The 22,817-nt window shown below is 46.7% G+C and carries 20 protein-coding genes and 1 pseudogene; 8 read left to right on the top strand and 13 right to left on the bottom strand.

Annotated elements, in window-relative coordinates:
- Positions 1-148: 148 nt before the first annotated feature.
- Both QUA02_RS08100 and QUA02_RS08105 read right to left on the bottom strand, forming a co-directional pair.
- Positions 149-2,092 carry an ArnT family glycosyltransferase gene (locus tag QUA02_RS08100; protein WP_333026666.1) on the bottom strand — a complete coding sequence of 648 codons (1,944 nt, stop codon included), beginning with the start codon at positions 2,090-2,092 and terminating at the stop codon, positions 149-151.
- Positions 2,093-2,543: 451 nt separating this feature from the next.
- Positions 2,544-3,122 carry a hypothetical protein gene (locus QUA02_RS08105; protein ID WP_333026572.1) on the bottom strand — a complete coding sequence of 193 codons (579 nt, stop codon included), beginning with the start codon at positions 3,120-3,122 and terminating at the stop codon, positions 2,544-2,546.
- Positions 3,123-3,477: 355 nt separating this feature from the next.
- On the opposite strand from QUA02_RS08105, the gene QUA02_RS08110 reads away from it, so the two are divergent.
- Positions 3,478-3,810, top strand: coding sequence for a DUF565 domain-containing protein (locus QUA02_RS08110; protein WP_333026574.1), 333 nt, complete (start codon positions 3,478-3,480; stop codon positions 3,808-3,810).
- A gap of 200 nt (positions 3,811-4,010) precedes the next feature.
- Positions 4,011-5,171 (top strand): glycerate kinase, encoded by a 1,161-nt coding sequence (locus QUA02_RS08115; RefSeq protein ID WP_333026575.1) that lies wholly within the window; start codon positions 4,011-4,013, stop codon positions 5,169-5,171.
- Between the two features lie 250 nt (positions 5,172-5,421).
- Here the strand turns inward: QUA02_RS08115 and QUA02_RS08120 are convergent, their stop codons facing one another.
- Positions 5,422-5,787, bottom strand: a complete 366-nt coding sequence (locus QUA02_RS08120) for a hypothetical protein (protein ID WP_333026577.1) — start codon at positions 5,785-5,787, stop codon at positions 5,422-5,424.
- 327 nt (positions 5,788-6,114) lie between these two features.
- Here QUA02_RS08120 and QUA02_RS08125 point away from each other — a divergent pair, with 327 nt between their 5' ends.
- Entirely contained in the window at positions 6,115-6,642 is a 528-nt protein-coding gene (locus QUA02_RS08125) for an orange carotenoid protein N-terminal domain-containing protein (RefSeq protein WP_333026578.1), read from the top strand.
- Between the two features lie 431 nt (positions 6,643-7,073).
- Here the strand turns inward: QUA02_RS08125 and QUA02_RS08130 are convergent, their stop codons facing one another.
- Positions 7,074-8,969 carry an ATP-binding protein gene (locus tag QUA02_RS08130; protein WP_333026579.1) on the bottom strand — a complete coding sequence of 632 codons (1,896 nt, stop codon included), beginning with the start codon at positions 8,967-8,969 and terminating at the stop codon, positions 7,074-7,076.
- A 398-nt stretch (positions 8,970-9,367) separates the two neighbouring features.
- Between QUA02_RS08130 and QUA02_RS08135 the strand changes: the two genes are divergently transcribed.
- Together QUA02_RS08135 and QUA02_RS08140 are read left to right on the top strand one after the other, a co-directional pair.
- The gene (locus QUA02_RS08135) at positions 9,368-10,087 is read left to right on the top strand and encodes a response regulator (RefSeq protein ID WP_172190274.1); all 720 of its coding nucleotides are present in this window, start codon (positions 9,368-9,370) and stop codon (positions 10,085-10,087) included.
- 487 nt (positions 10,088-10,574) lie between these two features.
- A complete protein-coding gene (locus QUA02_RS08140) occupies positions 10,575-12,227 on the top strand; it encodes an alpha-amylase family glycosyl hydrolase (protein WP_333026580.1) in 1,653 nt (550 codons plus the stop codon).
- A gap of 212 nt (positions 12,228-12,439) precedes the next feature.
- On the opposite strand, the gene QUA02_RS08145 is transcribed toward QUA02_RS08140, so the two are convergent.
- On the bottom strand, positions 12,440-13,309 hold the full coding sequence (locus QUA02_RS08145; RefSeq protein WP_333111850.1) for a putative bifunctional diguanylate cyclase/phosphodiesterase: 870 nt from the start codon (positions 13,307-13,309) through the stop codon (positions 12,440-12,442).
- A 27-nt stretch (positions 13,310-13,336) separates the two neighbouring features.
- A pseudogene (locus QUA02_RS08150) lies at positions 13,337-15,066 on the bottom strand (GAF domain-containing protein); the annotation flags it as partial.
- 147 nt (positions 15,067-15,213) lie between these two features.
- Here QUA02_RS08150 and QUA02_RS08155 point away from each other — a divergent pair.
- A complete protein-coding gene (locus QUA02_RS08155; RefSeq protein ID WP_333026585.1) occupies positions 15,214-15,411 on the top strand; it encodes a hypothetical protein in 198 nt (65 codons plus the stop codon).
- A gap of 79 nt (positions 15,412-15,490) precedes the next feature.
- On the opposite strand, the gene QUA02_RS08160 is transcribed toward QUA02_RS08155, so the two are convergent.
- Positions 15,491-16,294, bottom strand: coding sequence for a DUF2267 domain-containing protein (locus QUA02_RS08160; protein WP_333026586.1), 804 nt, complete (start codon positions 16,292-16,294; stop codon positions 15,491-15,493).
- A 559-nt stretch (positions 16,295-16,853) separates the two neighbouring features.
- Here QUA02_RS08160 and QUA02_RS08165 point away from each other — a divergent pair.
- Positions 16,854-17,306: a response regulator gene (locus QUA02_RS08165; protein WP_333026587.1), complete on the top strand. Its 453-nt coding sequence runs from the start codon at positions 16,854-16,856 to the stop codon at positions 17,304-17,306.
- Positions 17,307-17,315: 9 nt separating this feature from the next.
- Here the strand turns inward: QUA02_RS08165 and QUA02_RS08170 are convergent, their stop codons facing one another.
- The 4 genes from QUA02_RS08170 to QUA02_RS08185 form a co-directional block, all read right to left on the bottom strand.
- A complete protein-coding gene (locus tag QUA02_RS08170; protein ID WP_333026588.1) occupies positions 17,316-17,567 on the bottom strand; it encodes a Na-translocating system protein MpsC family protein in 252 nt (83 codons plus the stop codon).
- A 339-nt stretch (positions 17,568-17,906) separates the two neighbouring features.
- Entirely contained in the window at positions 17,907-18,290 is a 384-nt protein-coding gene (locus QUA02_RS08175) for a BON domain-containing protein (RefSeq protein ID WP_333026590.1), read from the bottom strand.
- 254 nt (positions 18,291-18,544) lie between these two features.
- Positions 18,545-19,171 carry an alpha-amylase family protein gene (locus QUA02_RS08180; RefSeq protein WP_333026591.1) on the bottom strand — a complete coding sequence of 209 codons (627 nt, stop codon included), beginning with the start codon at positions 19,169-19,171 and terminating at the stop codon, positions 18,545-18,547.
- Complete coding sequence (locus tag QUA02_RS08185) at positions 19,149-19,907, bottom strand: alpha-amylase family glycosyl hydrolase (protein WP_333026593.1); 759 nt, start codon at positions 19,905-19,907, stop codon at positions 19,149-19,151. The genes QUA02_RS08180 and QUA02_RS08185 overlap by 23 nt, the downstream gene beginning before the upstream one ends.
- 1,004 nt (positions 19,908-20,911) lie before the next feature.
- Here QUA02_RS08185 and QUA02_RS08190 point away from each other — a divergent pair.
- On the top strand, positions 20,912-21,160 hold the full coding sequence (locus tag QUA02_RS08190; protein ID WP_333026594.1) for a hypothetical protein: 249 nt from the start codon (positions 20,912-20,914) through the stop codon (positions 21,158-21,160).
- A 105-nt stretch (positions 21,161-21,265) separates the two neighbouring features.
- Here the strand turns inward: QUA02_RS08190 and QUA02_RS08195 are convergent, their stop codons facing one another.
- Both QUA02_RS08195 and QUA02_RS08200 read right to left on the bottom strand, forming a co-directional pair.
- Positions 21,266-22,111 carry a cyanophycinase gene (locus QUA02_RS08195; protein WP_333026596.1) on the bottom strand — a complete coding sequence of 282 codons (846 nt, stop codon included), beginning with the start codon at positions 22,109-22,111 and terminating at the stop codon, positions 21,266-21,268.
- A gap of 357 nt (positions 22,112-22,468) precedes the next feature.
- Complete coding sequence (locus QUA02_RS08200; RefSeq protein ID WP_333026598.1) at positions 22,469-22,666, bottom strand: hypothetical protein; 198 nt, start codon at positions 22,664-22,666, stop codon at positions 22,469-22,471.
- Positions 22,667-22,817 lie beyond the last annotated feature (151 nt).

Consider the following 22,817-nt stretch of genomic DNA (forward strand, 5'->3'; position numbering starts at 1 on the left):
TGTAGGCTCCCAGCTTCCGGTTTTAAGTAGTGACTAGATTATAGCTTTTACAGTCCTAGATGCACCATATCCAAATTTCGGGGCAACCAAGGGGGGATTGCCCCTACTTTCACACCATATAGGTCGGCTCACACCGCAGTACAATGCACTATCGAAATGCTGTTCTCGGAACCCTGGCGAGTTGGTAAGCGCCCCGACTGTCCAACAATTGATATTGATTTGGCTGCAATCCTAATTGCACAAATTTGTCTGGATATCCCAGCAACAAAATAGAGGGAGAAGTTGGGTTTTTAGATTCCTTAAGGTAGTCGATCGCCTTTGTGAGAGCTCGGTAGTAAGTCACCGGCCCTTGGGTATAAAAAACCAGACTTGGTTTCCAGAAACCAACCATAATAAACTCTTCCCCTGGCAGTTTTTGTTGCACCGCAACCTGCGCTAACTGTCTCAGAGGTAACTGGCGGTTGATATCGACCACTTTGTAGGCGGGAGTAAGACCAAAGATGATAAATGCTACTAACCCGATCAGGTTAGCAACCAAAATCCAGCGCTGTTGCCGCTTCCAGAGTAAAAGTGCGATCGCCACCGCTGTAATTATCCAAATCGTACCGCCGACTATCAGCAATCCCGACTGCTGAATTGCTTGGGGAAAATTCGGCATAGCCGGGTCGTCTCCGAGCCAGTTGTAGCAGTAGAAAGTTGCTCCGGCTACAATTAATAAAAATATCACATTGAAAATGTATGTAACTAACAGTCCTCGCGGTAAAGAATTCGGTTTCTTTTCTAACTTTATCCGCCTGTTTTCTGGTTCATTGCCTGCAATAATATCGCTCCACAGCAGCGTTACCAAAATCGCAGCGGCGGGGATTAAAGGCAATACATAACTCGGCAATTTTGTCACGGCGATCGTGAAAAAGCCAAAGATGCAGCCGAACCAAAATAGGGCAAATAAACTCAACTGAGCCGATCGCGGTTGGCGGCGCCAGTAACTGCGCTGCCAAAAACGGGTACGGGCGATCGCCACTGGCAAATAAATCGACCAAGGTGCAAAACCAACTAGCACTACAAAAAAGTAAAAATACCAAGGCGCCGAGTGCTTGTTGACTACTTCAGTAAAACGCTGGAAATTGTGATAGCCAAAAAAGCTGTCAATATAAGTTTGACCGTTGGCTAAAATAACCAAAATAAACCAAGGCAGGGCGATCGCCAGAATAATCAAGATTCCCGACACGGGACGCATTTCGCGCCAAAGTTGCCGAAAATTTCCCAAATAAAGCCCGAAGCTGCCAACAATTAGCGCTGGCACGACAATTCCCACAGGCCCCTTAGCCAGAATTGCTAAGGCAATTAGTACGTAAAAAGTCAGATACCACTTATTGGGAAATCGGGAAGCGGAAACGGTGGAAACTTCTGCTTGTTCTCTCTGTTCTTCTAGAATGTAACCGAGGAAAAAGGCTAGTAGTGCCGAACACATACAGCCGACTAATAGCATATCTGAAACGCCAGTCCGTCCCCAGGCAATAGTTTGGGGATTTAAAGCTATTAGGGCCGCACCAATCCAAGGAGTAGAAAAAAAGAGCGGAAGACGGCGAGTTTTGAGTTTTGAGTTGTTATTCTCTGTTTCTTCTTCCGGCTTCCATCGGACTTCTTCCTGCTTCCTGACATCCGTTACATCCGTTACAGAATCCGTTGCCGAACTTCCTTCTTCCTTCGATTTCGAGAGGGTATAGAATCCGAGGCAAGTCAGACCGATCGCGCACAAGGCCGACGGAAGACGCACGGCCCATTCGTTAACGCCCAGAGTGCGGTAAGCCACCGCCATCAGCCAGTAAATCAACGGCGGCTTGTCAAACCTGGTTTCGCCGTTGAAATAAGGAGTGATCCAATCTCCTGTCACCGTCATTTGACGGGCGGCTTCGGCAAACAGCGGTTCAGTTTCGTCAACTAAACCGATGTTGCCGAGATTCCACAAAAAAGCCACCGAGGCGATCGCGCACAGCCATACAATCGATAGCAGCTTTGGTGCGAGCCTCTTCGAGGGCTTCGCTAACGGGCGATTCCTAAACTCTGACAAACTTTTAATAACTTCCTTCACCCAAACTTCCTGCGATTTTAGATTTAAAATTTTAGCTCGCATAGAGAGTCTACCGAAAGATTCGCATTCTTGAAACTCCCAATTCGATCGAATCGGGTTCAACTCAGATGTTACACCATTCTCAACAAGGCTTTTATGAACAGGCAAGATGCCTGTTCCACAAGAAAATTCACTCTTTGTGGAACAGACAAGATGCCTGTTCTTGAGAATGGTGCAAGATATCAGTTAAAAAGAGATGTTGCACCATTCTCAACAAGGCTTTTATGGGCGGGCTCTCCTGCCCAACCCCTACTCCCCACAAGAAAATTCACTCTTTGTGGAACAGGCATCTTGCCTGTTCTTTATAATTGTGTGGCTATGTGAGTTTAACCTCACATAGCCGCACCATTCTCAACAAGACCGTATCAACCGGCTTTCTCGACCCAAATCTCGGCACTTGCAGCTAAAGCGTTCACGGCTGCAAAATTAATTGCCATTCCCCGGCTGTGCCGTTCCAAGCGGGCGAGGCTGTCTCCCCGGCGACGTAAGGCCCCCAGTAGCGACGAGAACCATCCTGAGCAAAAACCACCAGAATGTCTCCCCGTTTGACTTGTAACTTGCCCTCCGGCAGCGATAGCATCAGTCCCTTGTCGCCTCCTTCCCCGGGCGCAAAATCCCAGTGCGCCGGTTTGCCGTAGGATTTCTTGGCTTGCCGTTTCGACAGCAGGGCCACCCGCACTGGGTGTTCGCTGCGGTTGCTGACGCGCAGACTGCCGGCGGATGCGGCATTTGCAGGGATTGAGGAAAGCAATTCCTCCTCTGACTCTGGGGGGGTTGGTATTGAGTCGGGTTTGGGCTTGTTGGCGGTGTCTGCGGAAGCTGGGGCGACTGGGGAAAAGGGGGGTGTGGGGGGGAGTGCGGTGGCTTGTGAGGGCCAATCGCTCGACCGATTTGAACCGTTGGAGATAGTGATTTCAAAACGTCCTAGAAACATTCCTGTAATTAGGACGATCGGCACTCCAATTACCATCTGGTAAATTTTTAGTTTCATAAATTTTATGCTTAAAGAATACACGGCATACCCGTAATTAGTCATAACTATCTTTAATGTAGAACCCGGGGCTGCTGTACCACAAGATACAGCTACACTTAATTACTCGACCGTTCAGGACTATAACCCGGCGATCGCTCAATACCATCTTAGATGTTAAATTTTAGATTTTAGATGGGGGCATACTAACCCCGGCAAATATTAGGAGTTTGTCTGAATCGGCATTTTTTGACTCATCAGTATAACTTTTAATACCAGTTTAAAAAAAGAATGCAACTCTAGGCAAGAGCCAAACCCCGATCGCCATCAGTCATTTCCACTTCTTTCATCTAAAATCTAAAATCGTATAACTTCTATGCAGAATACCCGAATTAACAGATTGATTGATGTTCTGGGCGAGCAATTCGCACGCTGGCTGAGCAATCCTTGGCGGCGGATTTCGATCCTGGTAATTAGCCTGCTGTTCGGCACTTTTTTGGGAACAGCTATTTCGACGATCGCCGGACAATCCGCTGATTGGGATATTATCGCGGCCGGGCTGTTGGTGTTGTTGACGGAGTTGGCGAACCGGCTGGTTTACGGCGGCAGTCGGCTAGGGGCCGGTTATTTGTGGGTGGAGGTGCTCAATGCTCTGAAAATTGGCCTGACTTACAATTTATTTGTGGAAGCTTTCAAACTGGGATCTTAAAAACTTTTTGAATCTGCGCGGCTTTAGGATGAAATACAGCGTCTTCCAGGTTTATCGAGTGTGTGTAGTAAGGACAAAGGCTTTCGCCGTGTCCCTACTGGAATCGATCGGTATACTTCATAAACGTGGAATCTGCTGTATTTGTCAGTTGCAGATACTATTTATACAAAACCAGCCCCCGCCTAGAGAGTTTTGAGCTGATGGATCGATCGACTGTAAACGCTGTTGAAATTTTACACCGGTGGCAAGCGGGCGTTAGCGAAGCCCTCGAAGAGGATCGCCCGAGCGCTCCCGACTTCCATCACCTGGCTGTTTGGGAACTTGCGGATGATGTGCGATCGCGCGCTTTTAACATTACTCCTGACAGTGTAGCCGATGTTGTCCGCTGCAAAACCGATTTATTCTTTTCTCTGCTTGACGAACTGCATACTTTCCCGCTAAAGTCAACTGTTTTTCTCGAAACTTTGTGGAAGTTTTGGCTGCCGCTGGCAATGCAATTATCGGCGGAAAAACAAAGTTTAAACCGTCCTTTAATTCAAGGAATTTTAGGAGGGCAAGGAACGGGAAAAACTACTTTATGCCAAGTTTTGAGGCTGATTCTCTTAAAATTGGGATATTCTACTGTCAGCCTTTCTTTAGACGATCTTTACAAGACTTATGCCGATCGCCAACAACTCCAAAAAGCCGACCCGCGTTTAATTTGGCGCGGCCCCCCCGGCACTCACGATATTGACTTGGGAATCTCCGTTTTAGACGAGTTGCGCCGTTCTCAAACTCGCGAATTAGCAGCAGTTGACTATCCAAAATTTGATGCCCTAAAACCGGATCTAATTAAAAATATAATAGAAATTCCCCGGTTTGACAAATCTGCCTGCGGAGGTGCAGGAGATAGAAGTCAACCCGAAATTATTTCCGGTGCAGATATTGTACTGTTTGAAGGTTGGTTGGTCGGCGTGAATCCGGTGGTTGATGCCAAATTGAACGACTTTTTGGCGGGTGCACCGTTTCCGATTTCCACAGAGGGCGACTGTCAGTTTGCGCGCGATATGAATGCGAAGCTGCACGACTATCTGCCGCTGTGGAACCGATTAGATCGGTTGATGGTTTTGTATCCCCAAGATTATCGCATTTCTCAAGTGTGGCGCAATCAGGCGGAACGGGAAATGATGGCGGCGGGGAAGTCGGGAATGTCAGAGGCCGAAATTAATCGGTTTGTCGAATATTTCTGGAAAGCGCTGCATCCCGAGTTATTTATTAAGTCTACAATCGAGGGCGATGGGGTGGATTTAGTAATTGAAATTCTGAGCGATCGCGCGATCGGCAAAATTTTTCGGGCGATCGACTTAAAATTAACGTTTTAAGGACACAACATTGTTGTGTCCCTACCTTATTGTAGCTGTTAAGGAGACAACAATGTTGTGTCCATACCGTATTGTAGCCTTTAAGGACACAACAATGTTGTGTCCCTACTGTATTTCAGCTTATCGTGCACTCACTGGAGAATTCAGGACTTATGCAAAAAGTGGTTTGAGGCGCGAATTATAGGGGTAAGGCGCGCCATCAGCACCCTACAATACAGAGGTTTTGCATTGAGGATGGAGAATTTCTAAATTAACTGCCGGGAGTACCAAGATCGATCGCTTTCTGGATCAAATCGTCGGTAACATTGCCCGGTACACCTGCGGGATTAACTTCCTGAGCCATCGAACGAAAATCAGCGGGATTGCCGCTGGAATCAGCCGGCTTTGCGGTCTCTTTAGGAGCGGGAATAGCAAATTTAGGTGCAGTTGCAGCGGCGGCAGCTTCGGCGCCGGCACCCGTGCGGTCGATTTCACTAACGCTGAATTCTTTTGAAGCTTCGTAGTCTGCTGATACATTAACGGTCGGCAACTTTTGTTCTCCAGCTTCCGCGCTTTCAGTTATCTGCTGAGCGTCAAAGCTTTCAATGTTATTTGATTCTGTATTTATTTCAGACATGACCGACTCCTTGCAAGTTTTATTTAACAATTCACTGTATCGATCTTTACTTAAATTCCGGGCTTTTTCATCTACCCGCAGATGTATCGATCGCTTCTATCTTAAGGATGATTTATTCTCGGGCGGCGGCTCAACATTACATTAGTTTCAGAAAATAATGCAACTTTAGGCAAGCTCCAAACCCAGACATATTCAGCCATTCCCCATTGTTTAATCTAAAATCTAAAATCTCAAATCTCAAATCGTATTACCTCTCGGGGATGGTGACTTGCACTTACAAATGTTGATATTTATATATTCGGGAAACATTTTTAAGGAATTTGATGTATGAACTCACCCGCCGCCACCAATCCTCACTCTCTCTCCAACGACACTCAAAACATCCTTCAGACCATCAACGGGTTGGGTACAGATGAAAAACTGGCGCTGCTCTACTTTGTTTATGAAAAAATGGGAGATTCAGTTACACCAGCCGCTCCTGCCGCCGCCGAACCAGAATTAGCTCCCGTGCTGCTAGATGATTTTTACAAGCTTTCCCACGACGAACAACTGAATATAATGCGAGGTATTGTCAACCGCGACGACACGCCGTATTCTCACGCTTACGGAGCTTTAACTGCTAACAATCAGTTGGTGGTTTGGTATGCTTGGGCTATTGGTATGGGGGAAAGAATTGTCGATATCCCCGAAGGATATGAGGCAACTGAGGCTGTCAATGGCGTGTTGGGCAAAATTGAAGGTCTTGAGTTTGAACAGCAAATTTCGGTGCTGCGCGACGTAGCTAATAATATGGGCTACACCGATGTTAAACCAATTGCTACTCAGGCCGAAGTAGGGAAAACTTCTAGTCTTTAGATAAGACTCGGTGGTTGAAACTGCTACTAGACTAACTGAAGTTAGGACTTACGCAAAAAGTGGTTTGATATCAAATCCGGTAGCAGGGGAATTAATATAGCAATCCTAAATCATTTGTGAATTTCTTACTCCCTCCCCTTGGTAAGGGGAGGGTTGGGGTGGGGTAAAAAATTTACGACTCCTGCAAGGATTGCTATATTACCCGAAATTAGGACAGGGCAGTGCCGTTTCCCTACCCCGATTCATTGTAGGGAAACGGCACTGCCGTGTCTTCCCTTATCATTCCGGTGTAAGCGGAGTTGATATGACTCATAGCGCGCGCTGTGCACCCTACTTACCTTATTCCTTCTATCCTTTACATCCGTTACATCCGAAGAAAGCGCATCCGTTGCCGAACTTCCTTCTGCTATCAATATCAAAAATGTTTGAAGTCAGGAATTGAGCTTGTGATGGTAAATTTTTCGCGGGAATTCGAGCCGAAATGTTGAACCTTTTTCGAGTTTACTTTCGACCGTGATTGTGCCGTTCATCATCTTGACTAAATAGGCGCTAATAGCTAGTCCTAAACCGGTGCCTGGATATTGGCGGGTTGTGGTTTGGTCTGCTTGGCGGAATTTGTCGAAAATGTGGGGTAGCTGGGTTTCACAGATGCCGATTCCTGTGTCCCGAACGGTGATAATTAGCCGATCGCACTTTAATTCCCGCACCTCAATGGAAATGCTGCCCCGATCCGTGAATTTAACCGCGTTGGAAATGAGATTGACCAAAACTTGCCGCAGGCGCAACTTGTCATTAACTACAAACCGATCCTGCAAGCACGCGCTGACGGACAATGCTACATTCTTGTCAGTGGCTTGATTTCCGAACTCCCGGACGGCATCGATTACTACATCCCCTAAATCAAATTCTTCAGTTTCTAATTCTGTGCGGCCGCTCTCGATTTTGGAGAGGTCGAGGATATCATTAATCAGCACTAGCAGGTTTTTGCCGTTATTTAAAATGCGCCCCACCATGTCTGTTTGCTGGTCGGTCAGCAGTTGTTTGTGCTGGCGCAGCAGCAATTGGGAAAAGCCGATAATCGCATTCATGGGAGTTCGCAATTCGTGGGACATGGTGGCCAAAAATTGGGATTTTAACTTTGCTGCTTCTAGCAGTTGCAATTTTTGCTTTTGAATGCGCCGGCCCTGATTCTCCAGTTCTTCCTGCTGGCGAATTAGCAGCTCGTTTTGTAAGTCTAAAAGCTGTTCCTGCTTTTGTAATTTTTCGATCGCCCGCGCGCTGTTAATCGCGATCGCAGCTTGTTGCCCCATCACCGCCAGCAGTTGCTGAGTTTCCCCGTCAATAGCCGTGCTGTCTTTCCCGTTGCCGATCGCCAACACGCCCAAACGCCCGCTTTCCCCCGACTCGATCGCCGCTGCACAGGCCGCCGCCGGCAGCCAGCCGTCACCGCACTCCGACCGCCACAGTACAGACTCTCCCGTCGCAAATGCTTTCCACAGCAGCTTGTTTTGCACGTGGGGGGTTTTGCCCGCAGCAAAGTTTTGGGTGCCCCCGACAGCGGTGAGTTTGAGGCCGCTGCAATCGCTCTCCAAAAGCGCAACCAGGCAGAATTCAGCTCCTGCGATCGCCTCCACAGTCGCGTCCGCGATGGCTTGCAACAACTGGCGCAAGTTACCCGCGCGCTGGCTCAACACATTTATAAATCGCTCCATCGCCTGCAACTCCTGCCCAGGGTCCATTACCGTCCGGGCTTCGCACAAATTTTCTGCTCTGAAGTTAGCTTCCGAGCGCGCTTGATGAGGGCGCCAAAATTCTAGTTCTGCTTGGGAATCGGCTTGAGTTTGTTCGATCGTGTCCATATCTATGTAGGTTCCCACCCACTCCAAAACTTCCTGATTGTCTGAGTTAACGGGCGCTCCTCTGGCCAGGTTGCAGCGGTAAGTGCCCTCTCGCGTCCGCAGACGAAATAGAATTTCGTAACTTTGCTGCGGGAACTCAGAAGTGCGCGATGGCGTCCTGCCCTCGCCCGTCCTACGCGCCAACAGACGAGGGCGGTCTTCTGGGTGGACGCACGCTAGATACCCGAAACCCAAAGCTGCTGCTGCTGGTACCCCCGTGTACTCCTCCCAGCGCTGACATAAATAAGTCGCCCAGCCGTTGGCATTTGCTTTCCAAACTATGTCAGGAATTGCCTCCAAGAGGCGATCGTCCTGAGTTTGGCAATGGTCAACTTGCTGTAGGGGGGAGATTATATCAGATACTTCCTGTAATATTTCCGCGCCTGAAAACTCCAAGCGAAAAAAGTTATTGCCGTGAGAGTGACTCATAAGAGGTTTTATCAATAAGCATTGAACTTGAGCCCTAACAACGGCTAAAGACTCGTGCTGCTAGCTTTATTGATTTTGACCACCCAAGTGCATCAAAATTTTTTATACTTTAAATCTATCTGGGTAGTGGTATCTTTACCTCTATCAAGGGGCGGACAATGGCATTATTCAGTTAAACTATAAAAACATTGAGAGCTTACCTGTCCCGATCGGACTCGTGCAGGCGATCGCCGCAAAATAACTTGAAAATTAACTTGCTTTCTTGGCGGCTGCATGAGTATGCTTAAAAATGATGTGCGGCCTGTCAAACCCTAAATCCGGACACATTCTCAAATTTGCTCAGTTGGGCTGAGTCAATTGACGATATTTTTTAAGTTTAGCGGACTATTGGAAAAAAGATGAGTAAAATTCGCGTTGCTTTGATAGAAGACCACGACCTGACAAGAGTCGGCATCCGCACAGCTTTACAACAGCGTGACACGATAGAAGTTGTCGGCGATGCCGCTAACGCTACTGAGGGATTGAAACTGCTTCAGTCTTCAAAACCTGACGTGGCAATTGTAGACATTGGCTTGCCGGATTTTGACGGTATTGAATTGACACAAAAGTTTAAAAAATCGGTAGCCGAGTCCGATCCGGATACCAAAATTTTGATTCTGACTTTTCAGGACAATGAAGAAGAAGTGCTGGCAGCTTTTGCCGCCGGAGCTGACTCTTACTGCATGAAAGATATCAGCTTCGATCAGTTGTTGGATGTAGTAAAAGTAACTCACGAAGGTAACTCTTGGATCGATCCGGCGATCGCCCGCATCGTCCTGAAACAAGCTCGCACTAAGGAGTCAGCGCCGGAAGAACCGAAGGCTGAGGGCAAAAGAGTCACAATTAAGGCTGCCGAACCCGAGTTCAGTCACATTATTGAGACTTACCCTTTAACCGAGCGGGAATTAGAGGTTTTGGAACTGATCGTGCAGGGTTACAGCAATGCTGCAATCGCCGAAAAACTGTATATTACTGTCGGTACAGTGAAGACTCACGTCCGCAATATTCTGAACAAGCTGTGCGCTGATGACCGCACTCAAGCAGCCGTTCTCGCCCTGCGTTCTGGCTTGGTTGGATGAAGCGTTATCATCAGACCAAATCAAGTTAAAAGTATGGTGCGCAGTGCGCACCTTACCGCCGAAAATGTAGGAGGCGCACGGAGCACCGGCTGACTAATTGTTGCCGAAAATGTAAGGTGCGCATTGCGCACCAATCGGCGAATTGCTTCCTGTTAAAAAAGGCTATAATTTCAAATTGCATCTATCCCAGTGCAGATATTTTAAATAATATTTGTAGTAAGTAAATATACCTTAAGATAGATGCGAAATAATTGTCATTTTAGTATTAGTTATTATCGAGTAATAACAAGTTAGATACATTCCGCTCGCACTGCCGATATTGCGCAATTTCACTTCATAAAATGCAGCGGTTGGGGCAAGATTACCATTCTTTTAGGAATAGTTAAGCAGTTAAAGAACTTATATCCGCAGAGTGATGCCTGAGTTCGCTTAAATTTGCGAGATTAAAAGTATCAACTGCTACTGGAATATCCTAGAAAGAGGTACTATGGTCGCTCCAATTGAATTCAAGTTATTTGCTCCTTACAACAAAGGAGCTGCCTTGATTGGCTCTTTTTCTAATTGGGAAGAAATCCCGATGGAAAAAGACGAAGAGGGTTATTTTAGCACGCGAGTTGAGTTGGAGGATGGCGTTTATCAATACAAATTCCGCGTTCAGTCGAAAAGCTGGTTTCTAGAAGCCGATCAGTGGGTAGATGTGGTCGATCCCTACGCTACTGACATCGACGATCCCAGTCAAAACGGCCTGGTTCGGATCAAAGAGGGCTCGCGCATTGTGGATACCTACGTCTGGAAACACGACGACAAACCGCTGCCGGCCGATCGGGAATTAGTGATTTATGAAATGCACGTTGCCGACTTTTCCGGCGGCGAAGCAGACCCCCTGGCCCGCGGCCAGTACAAGCACGTCGTCGAAAAACTCGATTACCTAGTCGAACTCGGCATCAACGCGATCGAACTCATGCCCCTCAAAGAATACCCGGGCGACTACAGTTGGGGCTACAACCCCCGCTATTTCTTCGCTGCCGAGTCCAGCTACGGAACCACAGAAGAACTCAAAAACCTGATAGACGAGTGTCACGGGCGCGGCATTCGCGTTATCATCGACGGGATTTACAACCACTCGGAATCATCGAACCCCCTGACTCAAATCGATCACGATTATTGGTACCACCACGAACCCCGCGATCCAGACAACAATTGGGGCCCGGAATTTAACTACGAATTCTACGACGAAAACTTAGGAACTTTCCCCGCACGCAGATTTGCTGGCGATACAGTCCGCTTCTGGATTCAAGAATATCATCTCGACGGCATTCGTTTCGACGCGGCGCGACAAATTGCCAACTACGATTTCATGCACTGGGTCGTTCAAGAAGCCAAAAATGCCGCCGGCCCCAAACCGTTTTATACCGTTGCCGAATACATTCCCGACGAGCCCAGCATCACGAATCTAGACGGGCCGATGGACGGCTGCTGGCACGACAGTTTCTATCACTCGATAATTCCACAACTGTGCGGCGATAATTTTGATTTAGAACGCCTCAAAGAGGTAATCGACTGCAAGCGGCAAGGTTACTTGGGTGCTACGAATGTAGTGAATTATCTGAGCAATCACGACCACGATCGCCTTTTTGCCGAATTGGGTTCGCGCGGGATTTTGGATGAAGCAGCATTCAAGCGAGCGAAGTTGGGAACCGTGGTGTTAATGACAGCCGTTGGCGTGCCGCTGATTTGGATGGGCGAAGAATTTGGGGAATACAAAGCCAAAACAATCGAGCAAGCTAAAATTGACTGGACGCTGCTAGGAAATGACATGAATAAAGGTTTGTGGGAATACTACAAAGGCTTGATTCACCTGCGTAAAAATAACCAAGCACTTTACACAGAAAACATCGAGTTTTTCCACGAAGACCCCGACTCGAAAGTTTTTGCTTACACTCGCTGGAACGATGAAGGTTCGAGAGTTGTAGTAGTGGTGAATTGGTCGGAAAATTATCTAGCTGGTTACAGCGTTCCCCACTTCCCGGCAAACGGAACTTGGCACGAATGGACGGGCAATTATGATGTGGAATCGGGCGATGACAATATTATAATCGACTTGCCGGAATACGAAGCGAAAGTCTTTGTTTGGCAGTAAGATCGAATCAGGTAGCATCGGAATTAATATTACCCACAGTCAGGACACGGCAGTGCCGTGTCCCTACAAATAATTGTGGTAGGGAAACGGCACTGCCGTGTCCTACTCCCCGCGCTGATACCAATTATTAAAAGCCAGCCGTAGGGAAACGGCAATTCCGTGTCCTACTCCCCGCGCTGGAAACGGCATTGCCGTTTCCCTACAGATATCGCTCAAAACAGAAGCTTTTGTTTGTTCTCCGATCGATTTTCTAGGCACAATTGGGTTGCCGCAGCCGCCGGTATTGGTTTGCTAAAGAAGTAACCCTGGCCCATATTGCACTGATGCGACTGCAAAAATGCCAACTGTTCTGCTGTTTCCACTCCCTCAGCAATCACCTGTAAATTCAGGCCCTGTCCCAAGGCGATCGCCAGTTTCACAATAGTAGCACCGTTGCTGCCGTTCACCAAATCTGCCACGAAGGATTTGTCTATTTTTAAATTATTTAGCGGAAAGTTTTTCAGAGACCACAGCGAAGAATAACCGGTGCCAAAATCGTCGAGAGAAATGTGAATTCCCATTTGCTGCAACTGCTGCAATACCGACACCGTAAAATTCACATCTGTCATCGCAATGCTCTCGGTAATTTCTATTTCTAAATACTCGGGATTTAACTCGGTTTCTGACAAAATTTCCGCGATGGTTTGTACCGTGTTAGGTTGCAGAAACTGGCGGGCTGATAAATTCACAGCTATCCGCATCGGCGGCAATCCCAGTAACTGCCACGCTCGATTTTGCAAGCAAGCAGTCCGCATCACCCATTCGTCCATTTGGCAGATTAATCCTGTTTCCTCAGCTAAGGGAATAAATCGATCGGGAGGAATCAATCCGCGTTCGGGATGCTGCCAGCGAATCAGAGCTTCCATGCCGACAATTTTGCCTGTATTTAAGTTTATTTGCGGTTGATAGTGCAGCACAAACTCGGATTTTTTCAGAGCTTTGTAAAGATGATTTTCTAAGTTAAGTTCCTCCGAGACTTTACTGCCGATCGCCCGCGTGTAAAACTGATAATTATTCCGCCCTTTCTGTTTAGCTTTGTACATCGCCGCATCAGCATTTTTCAGCAAAGTTTCTGCATCTTCTCCGTCGTAAGGAGCCAACGCAATTCCCAAGCTAGCCTTAGTATAAAGTTCCAAACCGTCAAAATCAAAAGGACTGCTTAAACTCTGGATAATTAGCTGGCAAATCTTAGTTGCTTCATCAGGGCTGTTGATATTGTGCAGCAGCAAAGTAAATTCATCCCCCCCCAACGGGCAATCGAATCCCCCACGCGCAAACAGTTAGTCAAACGCCGAGATACACTTTGCAGCAACAAATCGCCTACTGGGTGTCCGAGAGTATCATTAACATTTTTAAATCTGTCCAAATCTAGAAATATCACCGCCAGCATTTCTGCGTTTTGGTGAGCGCTAGCTAAAGCTAAAGACAGCCTTTCATTAAACAGCAATCTATTAGGTAAACCGGTTAATGGGTCGTGAGAAGCTTGATGTCGGATCATCGCCTCGACGCGCCTCTGCATTGCAGCCATGTAGAGGTGAGTTCCTAAAGATTTTGCTAGCTTCTGTTCCTCGCTGCTCCACTTTTTTGCTTCGGCAGTTTTGATTTCTTTCCAAGCTGCAAAGGACTGTCGGGGACGATCGATCCGGGCGTCGGAACTGGAACGGCCCGCCCACAAAATTTCGGTTTCTACGGCGCTGCGAAAAACGGTGAGACAGCCGATGCACTGTTGGCGGTATTGCAGCGGTACTGCCAAAAATGACCGAATGGAAGCTTCGATAAAATTTGCAGATAAAGATTTGAGTTCAGGTTCTTTAGAAATATCGGAAATCGCGTACAAGTGCGGTACGATCGAACTGGAAATATTTTTATCAATTGAACTGTAATGCTGGGAATATAGACTTTGAAAAATACCTAATTGGCTGGTATTATCAGCAGTTTTTGCTCGCTCGTCTTGGTTGGCAAACCCCATGATCTGCTGCCAAAACGGGCTGAGTTCAAGGTCGATGTCCGGGGGCTGCAGGCCGCAGGTATAAAGTAAAGCTGGCCGATCGCCAAACTCGGCTGCAATGTACAGTCGCCCTCCCGAACCGCGCAAATGCTTGACAGTTTGTTCGAGAACTGCTTGCCGAATTTCGGTTAGTTCCAGAGGAGAGTGCAGCAAACTGCTAATTTGGTTGACAACGGCTTCGTCGTGCGCTTGCTGTCGAGCTTGACTGAGCAGAAAAGATTGGGCGATCGCAATTGAAAGTTGATCCACAAGCAACTGCACCATTTTCAATTCTCGATCGCTAAACCGTTTCGGTTGGCTGTGGTGACAGGCCAACAGCCCCCAAAGCTGATTGTGATGCAAAATCGGCACCGTCAGAGAGGAACGCGTCCCCATAGCCTTCAGATATTCAACGTGACAGGGGTCTACGGGAGAATAGCGAATATCTTCAACTGCTAAAGTTTTGCCGGTTTCGGGACAATCTAAGCGATTAATTGTTTGATGCTTCAATCCCACATCTACAATCACTCGCTGTCGCGCTTTGACAAACATTTCGCGAACACTATTGGGAATGTCGCCTGCTGGAAAGCGCAAACCAAGCAGAGATGGCAAGTTGTCGCCGTTGATGGACTCAGCAATGACTTCACCGCTACCGTCGGCCTCAAAGCGATAAACTTTTACTCGATCGTTCCCTAAAAAGCTGCGGATTTCTCGGGCCGTTGTCGCCAAAATCTCTTGCAGTTCTAAAGAGTTGCGGATGCGATTGGTAATTCGATTCAGTAAAATCTCTTGTTCTAAAGCCGATTGTGACATTTGTCTAACTTTTGTGCGGGCTATCTCTTTTGAGCTCCAGGGCTGTTGACAGCATCTTTTCGAGCCACAGTCTTCACTCGCCCTGTATTATAGACTACAACATTTTCGCCACTTCTAGGGGATTTACCCAACCACGCAGCGAGAAACTTGGTTTCTGGGGATATTTCTGGTTGCTCGACAAATTTCGGTGAGAAACCGGGTTCCTCACAGCAGTTACAAGGCAAGGAAGGAGCGATCGAACCAGTAGTGAGGACGAAAGCTCGATCGAGTTCGATCGGGACTTTCGTCCTGACTAAAAAATACTTTCAGAATTACAAGGCAAGAGATATAGAGAAACTGGGTTGACGTAACAGCATTCTGGCTTAAGAGCGCAGAATAAGTTCGTCAACCCGGCTTGTAAGTATTTATACCCGGAAATATTGCGTTAAGCCGACTCCCAAATTCCCCGAATTCTGTCCGGCAAAAAGCCCGCTATTTCCTGAATTCGCTCCTCGGACAACTCATCCTTCGTTGCCGAAAATACAGCCGCGATCGCAGTTTCCGGTTTTACTCCTGAAGGAAGTGCGCCTTCTAGTTCCACCCTCCGTGCAAACAAATTGCCATCGATCCCCAAAGGTGCAGGCTCGCCGGTCAAAGGTTGACGTATCCGGCTCAGCAATCCCACCAGCGGATTGGTATCTTTCCAGAGGTCTGCTATTTCTTGTTGCAGGGTTTTGTCATCCGTAGGCAAAACTTCTTTGTGCAATTCAGATTCCACGTGCTCGATGGCTTCTTTTGTCATCACATCGCGCATGACCCGGTACACTATTTCGGTAATGTCGCGGGCATCAAAAATATCCTCCAAGTGACCGTTTACCATCACTTTTTCCAAAAACGGCATATCCTTTGAAGCGATAGGAACTGCTGACCCTTCTTGGTGCAGAGACTTAGGAGGATTCGTCTCCATTTTCTGTAACAGTTTGCGGCCTTTTTCCGTTAAATCAGCTTCTTGAAATGCGACTAAAGGCGGCAATAACTCAGCGCCTCCGTAAGGCTCACCGCTAAATTCCGCTTTGATAAATTCCCTTTGGTTGAGGTAGTCCAAATGACCGAGCAATTCCGCTTCCGGCACCTGGTGACCGACATATTCTTCGGCTGCGTTCCTAATTTCCGACTCTCCCCTGCCGTTTCCGCTGCCAATCTTTTTGAGCAAAATGTAAGTCAGGTCGTCTCTGATTGGAATTGTCATTTAAAGCTCCTAGGTTAATATCCGGTAAAGCTCAAGTAAAAACTGAATTTTTTTACTTGGTAAAAATGTGATGATTACTACTTAAAAACATTGAAGTCTAAACCAGAGCAACAAGTATCTCTCAGCAGGTGGAAGTTGTGAAAATTAAGTGGCCGCTAAAATCTTCCTCTAGATAGATCCATGTAGGGGAACCCAGGTTTAATCTGGTGAGTATCCTGAAAAGCTGCCGCCCCTCTTCAATGCTATTAAGCTAGGATAGTTTATTGGTAATATTTTCCGTATTTATTGCGTGTTGTTACCAAGGCTGACGTACCTATAGCGCCTAAGTTGGTAAATGGCGCTGGGATAGGTACAATTAAGCAGATGCTATGCGATCGACTGCGGTCGTCTTGGTCCCAGCTTGCAACGATATTGTACAATCTGGTTATACCGGAAACTGGCCATCTGAGAGCTACAAATACGAGCCAATCTGTTTCAAGTGCCCGAGTGCCACTTGAGGAAGGTCTCTGGAAAAAAATTTTAGTTCGCTCGTTTTTAGATCGTTTTTCCCACGGCATTTATGAACTACCCGAATTGGATTAAGGATTTGGAATCTTCTTTAAATAGCGGTTTACCGCCGGTTTACAACCGTCCTTTAGTTTTGGCTGTAGACGACAATCACGACAACTTAGAGCTGATGACACAAATACTCGATTTGTTCGGCTGCGAGTGCGTGGGAGCCGTTGACGGGTACGCAGCTCTTTCTGCAGCAGCCGATCGACCTCCCGACCTAATCGTACTCGACATTTGCCTGCCGGATATAGACGGTATAGAATTAGTAAAACGCATCAGAAAAAACCCCGCTCTCAGACATATTCCGATTGTGGCTGTCACAGCACTAGCAAAAACAGAAGACCGCGATCGGATTCTCCAAGCCGGCTGCGTTGAATACCTTTCCAAACCTTTTAACATCAAGGATTTAGAAACTATTATCCGCCACCACCTCAACTGTCAGCCAGCCGTTTCTAATTGAGTTTTAGATTTATAACTCGCATCGCGAACTTTTAGGTGCAGACTCCAAAATTGCGATCGTTCCGGTGCGGCCAGTCTCCAAAGTCGCATCGCTGAGCAAATCAGTCACTCCCACACCCAAAACCTCTTTGATTAAGTCTTTCAGTTGCAATTCCAGAACAGATTCTAGTTGCGCTCGCACCTGCGAAGCCAAAGCTCCTTGACCGTATTGAGCCAAGAGTTTTTCTGGTTGAGTAATCGCATTTTCGATCGCAATTATCAATTTATTATCTCAAAAGATTGCAGAGCGCCTGACTCGTTTGGTGTCCGAATAAAGAGCGGTACAAAGCTTGAATACCCTGCGCAAGACTCCGTTCTAATTTTCCGCGAGTAGGTTCTAAGGTTTCCCCGGTCATATTTTTTAGGTCTAGCAAGATAAGTCAAAAAAACGGTTAACCCTTAACCGTTAACCGTTATAAACCAATACGGTTCAGTTAGTGCTAAAAAAACCGATCGCGCTACGGTTGGGCACGAGTGAACGAACCCTCCGTTTCACTCCGCCCAACATTTTCGCTACAATTTTCCTTAACCCAAGCGTATTGCGTTATAAACAACCGTGGCGCTAACCGACAGTAACTTGATTAGTTTCCACCCCAGTTGCACCCTTGACACCTTTAGCAATTGTCACCAACTTGTTGACAATTTCCTGATCGGGAACTGTACCTTTGAGAACCACCGTAGTGCCATGTTGAGCCACATAAACAGTCTCAATATCTGCAACATCTGGATTTGCATCAAAAGCCTGAGCCACCCGTTTAGCTAAACCGCTTTCATCGTATTCTCCATTCAATCCCATGCGTTCCGCCGGAACTGTCTGAGCGCTAGCAGCAGGTTGAGCAGGAGCGCTCGCAGCAGGTTGAGCTACAGGTGCTTGGTAAGCAGGAGCTGCCACATTTTCTTGATTTTCAAGTTTTTCTAAACCAAACAATCTTTTTAACCAGCCCATAGAGTTTTTCCTCCCACAAAGTTTGTGTTAATTGACAGTTGGCACGTCGCCGTGCAATTGTTATTCTCAATACCAGGAATTACGATGGCAGTCAAGGACGCAGAAACCGGATTTTTTTACAAAAAAGTATCGTTTCAGCCATCCGCCCCGGTATAAAAACCCGGTTTATTGAGTTTTGTTCGCCAGTCCTAAATACCATTTAATGTTGTACGACTTCGCCGATCATCTGCCTGGAGACATAAATTCTCCTGCTCTCAAACAAATACCTGCGCTGACCATTCCGGCAAATCAAACTTAAAGCCTTCTTCCCCAACTTGTAGGATTTTGTTGTAGATCCACTCCTGCCAAGTTCCCGCAGCCGGAAAGTTAGGAATGCAGTAATTAGATAGATAAGTATCCGAAAAATTGGCGACCGCTACAGCTCGCGTTCCCTCATCGCTCCAGCGGTAGTACGCGAGCACTTTTGCTTCGGCATTTTCGTGGAGTAATTCAATATTTTCGGTGTCAAGTGCCGGCAAGTTTTCCCGCAGCCGAATCACGTGTTTGTAGTATTCCACCAAGTCATGATTTGGTTGATTTTTCAATAAAGACCATTGCAGTTTATTCGGCTGGTTGGGAGTTTGCCGAGTGGATTGTCCAAACTCTTCGCCCATCCACAGCATCGGTATTCCTACTGCTGTCACTAACAAAACCGCTCCCAATTTAGCTCGTTTAAAAGCAGCTTTTCGGTCGAGAGTCCGAAAGCTTGCTTCCGCCAGCAAGTGGTCGTGGCTGGCTAAATAATTGATAACATTAGTTGCCTTTTGATAGCCTTGTTGTTTGGCATCCAGAACTTGCTTGAGCTTTTCGATATCGAAACTATTCCCCGCGAGATTTTCCATGGCAAAAATCCGAAAACTTTCGTGCCAGCACCCGTCCATCGGCCCGTCCGCAGCCACGAGTTCGGGAAGTTCGGGAATGTGTTTTGCTATGTTGTAAAATGGCTTGTTGCCGGCGGTTTTTTTCGCTTCGCGAGTTATCCAGTGCAGGAAATCTCGATTGTCTAACTGCCGCACTGCATCTGGGGCGAATGCCGTCGATATGATATTCAAGAATCCAGAAATTAACGACATCGCCGATGAATTTCCAAGCGGGACGGATGCCGAGTTTTGCGTCGAAGTTTTCGCAGTTAAACTCCCGGCCCCAGTAGTTAGCGGGATCTTCGGGATAGTGTTTGTCGCGGTAGTACCAATAATTGCGATCGATTAGCAATAAGGGACATTCTCGATCGCAGTGGTTGTAAATGCCGTCCAGGATCGCCCGAATGCCCCGTCCGTGGCACTCGTCAATCAATTGCTTCAAATCTGCGGTTGCACCGTAGCTGGACTCTACAGCAAAGAAATCGCGGGCTTTGTAGCCCCAGCTATAATCGCCCGGATATTCATTAACTGGCATTAGTTCGATCGCATTTATCCCCAAATCGCACAGATAATCTAATTTCTCGATAACCTGCTGGAATTTACCGCCACTTTCGGAACCATCGGGACCGGAAAAATCAGCAACGTGCAGTTCGTAAATAACTAATTCTTCATTTTCGGGGAGTTTTTTGTCGTCGTGCTGCCAAACAATAGCTATCAATAATTCGCGCCCCTGCTTGGATGCGAATTGTACTTGTATTAGTGGTGCGGTCAATTTGAGTAGCGTAGGGATCGTTGACTTCTACCCATTCGTCGGGTTCACAACAGGGACTTTGCGATTGAACTCAGAATTTGTATTGATAAATACCGTCTTCTAACTGAATTTTAGTGCGGAAATAACCTCTGTCATCTTTTTCTAAGGCAATTTTTTCCTATTTGGAAAACGAGCCGAGCACTGTAGCTGCTTTGTTGTTGGGAGCGAAGAGTTTAAATTCAATTGCAGCGGCCATGAATACCTTGTTTGCAGAACTTATAACTGTGATTAGTATTCATTTTTACCATTTTGCAAATCTTTCGCCATCGTTCTTAAGAGTTAAACCTGTAACTCTTATGTTGTCAGGTGCTTATGGCCGCACGCTACTGATTTAGTAGTAGACACCCTAGCGATTGAGTAAGGTGCGCCCATAAGCACCAGGAGACCAGATTTAAATCTAAATTGTAGTTAAAGTTACTAAAAATTATTAAGCGCTGTTTATGAAAAGTAATTTAACTTTTGATAACTAGATAAATCGTGATAAATATTTAATATATGTAACTAAAGGAACATTTTTTAGCTGACAGAGCTAATACCGTAGAAAGATGTCATTTTAAGCGGAAGAGGGGAGGATCGGCTTGTAATTGGAAGGCAAGGGAAACCAGAAAAATGAATGCTTTATTCAACTGGATTTTCGCGCGATCGACTTTAAGTCAAGTTTGAGCCGAGAACAGCAATGATTATTTTTGCTTATGCCGGGGCCGCACTTGTTTTATAGTCTTTCACTGGTCAACTTTCCCGAACCCAAATCAGCTTAAACGACTGCTGCTACCTCAGTAATTGGTAATCGGTGAAAATCTCATCCTTCCCTGTTACCCGTTAGATATTCCGAGCAGCGACTCTAGGGTTCTAAAAGTTTAATTTGGGATATTGGCGAATTACCGTTACTGTAAAACTCTGGAGTGTTAAAAATGCTAAAACAAATGTGTTGGTTGCCCAGATTAGGACGCAATGGAGAAAAGATATTGCACTTGCGTACCGAAGCCCGTCAAGGGTGGCGGCCTTATACAGCTTTTCCGCAGTTTGCTGTATCCGATTACCGGGAACCGGGCGGTTCTAAGGGATGGGCAACATATCAGAAGCTGAGAGTTCAAGGGTGGAATTTAATATCGACTGAAGAAGGGCAGCAGTCGATTTTTGGCGAACAGAAAAGTGCTTGAGAAACTAGAAACCGCAGCAAAAAAAGAAGAGGATTTCACCTCTTCTTTTTTCGTTTTGGACGCAGAAACGGGTTTTTTTACCCTATACTTTGTTGAAGCGGTAAGTTAGGCGATCGCCCTTTCCCTGTCTGCTGTAGTTGCTACGTTATTGAGCACCGGCTGGCGAGTTTTCAAGTTAAACCGGTATCCGTGGGGGAGGATGTGCAACTTGGCGCCGCAAATCGCCAAACCCTCATCCTTCAACAGTCCATCCATATTGTCGTGGAGTTTTTCCGACTCGTCGATGACAGTTACAGCGCTTTCGCCAATAACTTCCAACTCGTCACCGCTGACTAAAATAGCTGTATTTTCGTCAATACCAAATCCCAACACGGCCGGTTGCAGCAAGAGTGCGGTAACTAAGCGTCCCAGACGACCTCGCTGGGCGAAATGCTGGTCGATGACAACATTGGGAAGGAAACCCATTCCCGGGCCCATTGCTACTACCTCAACGCGGGGATTTGTCTCGGAGTCTCCTTCAATAATCATCATGTCTGGCATCATCGCCGCCCCGGCACTGGTGCCGCCAATGATAATCCCTTCGGAGTAGCGTTTGTGCATAGCTATGTCGAGTATGGTGTCTTTCAAGCAGTTAATAATCCGCGCTTGCTCTCCGCCGGTAAAGAATATGCCAGTGGCTTGTTGTATCGCTTCTAAATAATCTGGATTGTTGGCATCTTCGGGTTTTTGGGTGTCAACAACTCGCACATCTTCAGCGCCAAGTCGCTTAAACACTCGGATGTAATTATCTCCTACTTCTCCCGGCAAGCTGGTTGCAGCCGTCATGATCACAATGTGGGCTTTAGTGCCTCCGGCGCACCGCAAGAATTCCCGCAGAATTTTGCACTCCCCCTCTTTGTCTTCGGCACCGCCAATAATTAGCAATTTCCCCTTGTTTTCGCTGATCCCCATATTATCTCCGCTCTTAATTCATTATATTTCACTAAAACATAACATTTTTATTGTCGGAAACTACCAAAAGGTATATATAGATACAAAACATCATCTGACTATGAGTTCGGGATGCACACAACTCAAGCGTTCTGGGGTTTGTTAGCTCTTCCCCCGGGCTGTAACGATGTTTTTGCTAAAAAAAACTTAACCCCCCCTAACAGGATAGAGGTGGGTCAAAAAATGAGTTGAATTTATCAGGACTTACGTGGGCGGGCTCATCAACTCGGTTTCTTCGTAGATACTTCGCCATCCTCCTTTTATTTTTCCAAGAAACCGGTTTGATGAGCGTAACTCCTACATTAGTCCGATCGCCCGTTAGTGCGATCGATCGATCAAATTGCTCAATACTGTACGCGCCCGTTCTAAAGGCAGGTGTCTGGGTTTGCCGTTCCAGACAATCTGATATTCGTTGCTGTTTTGACCGTCGCCGTACCCAGAAATCAGCTTCCGGTGAAATGCTTCCTCAGCTAATTGGTGAACTTGATCCCTGAGAGCAGTTTGTGCGATTTTCATAATTGGCTGCCTCTTAAATCCTCTTTCACAGTCATAAACAATTTAAGTGGGCGCTGTACCTCTCAAAAGTTATAGCTTTTTTTCTGAAGGGAAGGAAGCAGTCATGAGTCATCAGTCATTAGTCATGAGTCATCAGTCATTAGTCAGATGT

Origin of the sequence: Microcoleus pseudofavosus SVA1_A4, from assembly GCF_036700565.1 — a bacterium.
Taxonomy (GTDB): Bacteria; Cyanobacteriota; Cyanobacteriia; order Cyanobacteriales; family Microcoleaceae; genus Microcoleus.